This is a genomic window from Streptomyces prasinopilosus (assembly GCF_001419695.1).
Classification (GTDB): domain Bacteria; phylum Actinomycetota; class Actinomycetes; order Streptomycetales; family Streptomycetaceae; genus Streptomyces; species Streptomyces prasinopilosus.
In genome coordinates this window covers 1-3,792 of sequence record NZ_LIRG01000653.1, presented here as the reverse complement: position 1 = coordinate 3,792, position 3,792 = coordinate 1, and the positions used below count along the sequence as shown (strand labels likewise).

Annotated in this window: 4 protein-coding genes; all 4 read right to left on the bottom strand. The window is 72.8% G+C overall.

The genetic code is table 11. From position 1 onward, the window contains the following. Window positions 1-219: hypothetical protein (locus AOK18_RS33675; RefSeq protein ID WP_157865154.1), on the bottom strand; the 219-nt coding region annotated here is incomplete at its 3' end. Between the two features lie 144 nt (window positions 220-363). After that, window positions 364-1,398, bottom strand: coding sequence for an ABC transporter permease (locus AOK18_RS24000; RefSeq protein ID WP_055695683.1), 1,035 nt, complete (start codon window positions 1,396-1,398; stop codon window positions 364-366). Further along, window positions 1,395-2,357, bottom strand: coding sequence for an ABC transporter permease (locus AOK18_RS23995; protein ID WP_055695682.1), 963 nt, complete (start codon window positions 2,355-2,357; stop codon window positions 1,395-1,397). Before AOK18_RS23995 ends, AOK18_RS24000 begins: the two co-directional genes overlap by 4 nt. Then, the coding region (locus tag AOK18_RS23990) for a sugar ABC transporter ATP-binding protein (protein WP_055695681.1) at window positions 2,350-3,792 on the bottom strand (1,443 nt) is incomplete at its 5' end. The genes AOK18_RS23990 and AOK18_RS23995, both read right to left, overlap by 8 nt.

The following is a 3,792-nucleotide window of genomic DNA, read 5'->3' as shown; positions in this document are numbered from 1 at the left end:
GTATTCGGGCAGGGGGGTGTCGACGGGGACCTGGCCGGTCCAGGGGGTGGTCATCGGCGCGGGTTTGGGCGTCCACGCCCGGGGCGCGGCGGCGGCGCCGGCGGACCCGGTGAGGGCCGTGGAACAGAACAGGGCCAGCGCGATCAGCGCGGTGGTGACCCACCGTCGCCGACGCCCTGGCCCGTGAACCGATGGACGTGGTGCGGGTGTTCTACGCATCGTGCCTCCTCGGAGAGTGGGGGCGGTACACGTGCGCGTGCGCGGGACGGTCGGCCCCGCTCCCGTGCGGGAGCCGGGGCCGGCCGACCCGAAAGCCGGACGCGGCAGCCGGTCCGGGGAGGGAGGGCCGCCGCGTCCGGAGCCTCACAGCAGCCGGCGTCTGCGGCCCAGCCAGGTCTGGGCGACGACCACGACGGCCAGGAAGGCGCCGCTGACGACCTGCTGGTAGGAGGAGTCCAGGGAGCCGATCTGGTTGATGATGTTCTGGATCACCTTGAGCAGCAGGACCCCGACCAGGGAACCGCTGACGAAACCGAGACCGCCGGTGAGCAGGGTGCCGCCGATCACGACGGCGGAGATGGCCTCGAGCTCCATCCCGTTGCCGAGGATGGTCACCCCGGAGGCGAGCCACGCCGCGTTGAGCGCGCCCGCAAGACCGGCCAGCAGCCCGGACAGCGTGTAGACGAGGATCTTCGTCCGGGCCACCGGGGCACCCATCAGGGCCGCCGCGTCCTCGTTGCCGCCGACCGCGTACACGTGCTGACCGAAGCGGGTGCGGCGCAGCACGACGGCGCCCGCGGCGAACAGCGCCAGGGTGATCCACACCGGGTTGCCGACGCCGAGGGTGGTGCCCTGGCCGAGTTCGGCGAGGAAGGAGCCCTTGCCGATCAGGTACGTCTCGGCGCCCTCGTCGGTGAGGGCCAGCATCAGGCCGCGCGCCCCGAGCATCGCCGCCAGCGTGACGATGAACGGCGCCAGCCGGGAACGGGCCACCAGCAGCCCGTTGACGACGCCGATCCCGCCGCACACCAGCAGCGGCAGCAGCAGCGCCACCGGCGTCCCGTGCCGCGACCCCCAGGCCGCCAGGACACCGCCCAGGGCGAACAGGGAACCGACCGACAGGTCGATGCCCCCGGTGATGATGACGAAGGTCATCCCGAGCGCGACGATCGCCAGGAACGCCGAACTCGTCGCCATGTTGCCGAGGTTGTCCCCGGTGGCGAAGGAGTCGAAGCCGACCGACGCCACCAGGGAGACGATCACCAGCACGGCCAGTGCCCCGTGCTGCTGGACCAGGCCGCTCAGCCGCTCCCTGCGCACGGACTCCCCGGGGCCGGTGTCCTTCGGCGGTCCGCCGCCCGCGGCGGTCACGGGCACGTCCGTCTCCGTGGCGGTCATCGCTTCCCCCGTCCCCGTGCCGCGTAGACCGCGCACACGATCACTATGGCCTGCGCGATCTGAGTCCACGAGGGCGGCAGATCGTGCTTGATGAGGGTGGCGGTGAGCAGCTGGATGAGGACGGCTCCCGCCACAGTGCCCGCGATGTTGACCCGGCCGCCGGTCAGCGGGGTCCCGCCGACCACGACGGCGGTGATGGCGGACAGCTCCATCAGGTTGCCCAGCGAGGTCGGGTCGCTGGCCTGGAGCCGCGCGGTGGCCAGGACGCCCGCCACGGCCGCGAGCAGGGCGCACAGCACGTACACGATGATCAGCACGCGCCGCACCGGCAGGCCGGCCAGCTGCGCCGCGGGCCGGCTGTCGCCGATGGCGAGGAGCTGGCGGCCGAACGTGGTGCGGCGCACCACGAACGCCGCCAGCAGCGCCAGGACGGCCGCGACGAGGATCAGGTACGGGACGCCCAGCACGTCGCCGGACCCCAGGGAGGCGAGCCCCGGATTGCGCAGGTCCTCCAGCTGCGGCAGCAGCACCAGCGCGAGGCCCCGGCCGCCGACCATGAGCGCCAGCGTGGCCACGATCGGCTGCACCCCGACGAGGGCGACCAGCGCCCCGTTGGCCAGCCCGATCGCGGCGGCGAACACCGCCACCACCAGCAGCGCCGGCAGGAGGCCGTAGCCGAGGTAGAGGGCCGTCACGGACGCCGCGAGGGCCATCACCGCGCCGACCGACAGGTCGATGCCCTCGGTGCCGATGACCAGAGCCATCCCGATCGCGACGACGATGACGGGGGCGACCTGCACGGCCTGGGTGCGGAAGTTCTCCGCGGACAGGAAGTACGGCGTGACGGCGATGTTGACGACCAGAAGCAGCGCCACGCCGGCGTAGACCCCGTAGGTCTGCAGCCACCGCAGGACGCGGGTCCGGTCCAGGGGCGCGGTGCGCAGGGCGGCCTCAGCCATCGCCGGCCTCCTCCCCGGCCGTGCGTACGGCCGCGTGCCCGGCCGGGGCGTGCCCGGCGATGGTCCGCATGAGTGTGTCCTCGGTGACCTCGTCGCCGGCCAGTTCGCCGACGACCGCACCGTCCTTCAGTACGACCACGCGGTCGGACCCTTCGATCAGTTCCTCCAGGTCGGAGGAGATGAGCAGGACGGCCAGGCCGTCCTCGGCCAGTTCGTCCACGAGCTTTTGCACCTCGGCCTTGGCGCCGACGTCGATGCCCCGGGTGGGTTCGTCCAGCAGCAGCACCTTGGGGTTCATCGCCAGCCAGCGGGCGAGCAGCACCTTCTGCTGGTTGCCGCCGGACAGCTCCCCGACCTTCTGGTGCGGTGAGGACGCCTTGATGCGCAGCCGCTCGATGAACGTGCCGACGACCCGGTCGACGCGTGCCTCGGAGACCAGGCCGAAGCGGGACAGCCGGGGCAGCACGGCCAGGGCGATGTTCTCGCGGACCGAGAGACCGGGCACGATGCCCTCGCTCTTGCGGTCCTCGGGCAGCAGACTGACGCCGGCCCGGATGGCGGCGGGCGTGGACCCGCCGCGCAGCGGCACACCGGCCACCACGACCCGGCCCGAACTCGTCGCCAGCGCACCGGAGATGGCCTTGGCCGTCTCGGTCCGCCCGGAGCCGAGCAACCCGCCGAGCCCCACGACCTCACCGGGCCGGATCGTCACGGACACGCCCCGCAGGCGGTGCGGGACCGTCAGGTCCCGTGCCTCCAGCACGGGCAGGGCGCCGGCGGCGTGGTGGTCGCCGGTGAACTTGGTCAGGCCCTCCTCGCGGACCTCGCCCAGCTCCCGGCCCAGCATGGTCGACACCAGGGAGAGGCGGTCGAGGTCGGCGAGCCGCCCGTGATGGACGCGGCGCCCGTCGCGCAGCACGGTGACCGTGTCGCACACGGCGTACAGCTCCTCCAGCCGGTGACTGACGTAGACGACCGCGATGCCGTCGTCGCGCAGCCGCCGGATCACCGAGAACAGCGTCTCGACCTCACGGGGTTCGAGGGAGGAGGTCGGTTCGTCCATGATGACCACGCGTGCCTCGGTGGCCACCGCGCGGGCCAGGGCGACCATCTGCTGGGCACCCACCCCGAGGGCGCGCAGCGGCAGGCGGACGTCCACCCGGACGCCGTAGGCGCGCAGCGTCTCCCCGGCCTCCTCGTGCATGCGGGCGAAGTCCAGCAGGCCGAAGCGGGTGCGCGGCTCGCGGCCGAGGAAGAGGTTGCGGGCCACGCTCAGCAGCGGGATGAGGTTGACCTCCTGGTAGATGGTCGAGATCCCGGCCTTCTGCGCCTCCAGCGGGGTGGCGAAGGAGACGTCGCGGCCCTGGAAAACGATGTCACCGGCGTCGGGCCGGTGGACCCCGGTGAGCAGCTTGATGAGGGTCGACTTGCCGGC